Source organism: Oleiphilus sp. HI0043, from assembly GCF_001634935.1.
The window spans coordinates 1-964 of sequence record NZ_LWEY01000216.1; the positions used below are offsets into that span (position 1 = coordinate 1).

The 964-nt window shown below is 42.0% G+C and carries 1 protein-coding gene; it reads left to right on the plus strand.

Annotation, left to right across the window (positions count from 1 at the left end):
- Window positions 1–434: 434 nt before the first annotated feature.
- Window positions 435–964 (plus strand): SurA N-terminal domain-containing protein (locus tag A3729_RS03490; protein ID WP_197475524.1); only part of this gene is annotated, 530 nt, incomplete at its 3' end.

Sequence of the window (964 nt, forward strand, 5' to 3'; positions counted from 1 at the left end):
GATAACCTGGGTTCTGTTTGTGCGCTAGCTTTACCTACAATTAGTAGGACGAGGATAAAAAAAAGCACCAAGAAGAGGTGAATTGAATTTGGATAGCCTAGAGCGAACGAGTGGCTTAGTGTGTGTAGCGGTCATAAAAGAGTTCTTGAGTAGGTTTTTAAGTGAGCTATACAAGTTTAGCTTAGCGTGGAGATTTTGCGTCTGAATCTAATGCTGTGGGGCAACACGATGGATTTTTCACTAATGCAGTGAGTAAGGGGAGTCGTTTGTGATTTCATTTGTTTTAAAATCAGGATCTGTAGGGTACAATCCGGCGGCTAGAAAAATTACAAGCTTATGACGGTTTAGGACTTTGCTCTGAAAAATTAAGCCGGCGGCGGTAAGCGATTAAGAATAAACATAGTAAGAAATAACCGGGAATCAGGAATCAAGGTATGCTTCAAGACATTCGTAATAATTCACAAGGCACTGTCGCAAAGATTATTGTTGGCGTCATTGTGGTGGTTTTTGCTCTTTTTGGTGCAGAGTCTATTGTCGGAGGTTTGAGTGGTGAACCTGAAGTAGCGACGGTGAATGGTGAAGGGATTACTGAGCGTAACTTCCTAAGGGCAGTTGAAGGTAAGCGTCGCCAGATTCTTGCGCAGATGGGAGAAAGGGCAGACCCGGATCTTATCGAAGAGTCTTTGTTAAAGTCTTCAGTTTTAGAAGGCCTGATCAACGAAAAGATCTTGGTATTGGACGCAGAAGGTAAAGATTTATATATCTCAGACGAGGCTGTTGAAAACTACATTCGTAATATTGACCAATTCAAGGTCGATGGAAAGTTCAGCAATGAACGAATGCAGATGATTTTGCGTAATGCTGCGTTAACTTTGAAATCATATAAAGAGTCCTTGAAATCCCAGTTTGTTATTGACCAGGCGCGTTCAGGCTTGATCGCTTCAGCATTTGTTGTCGGTAACGA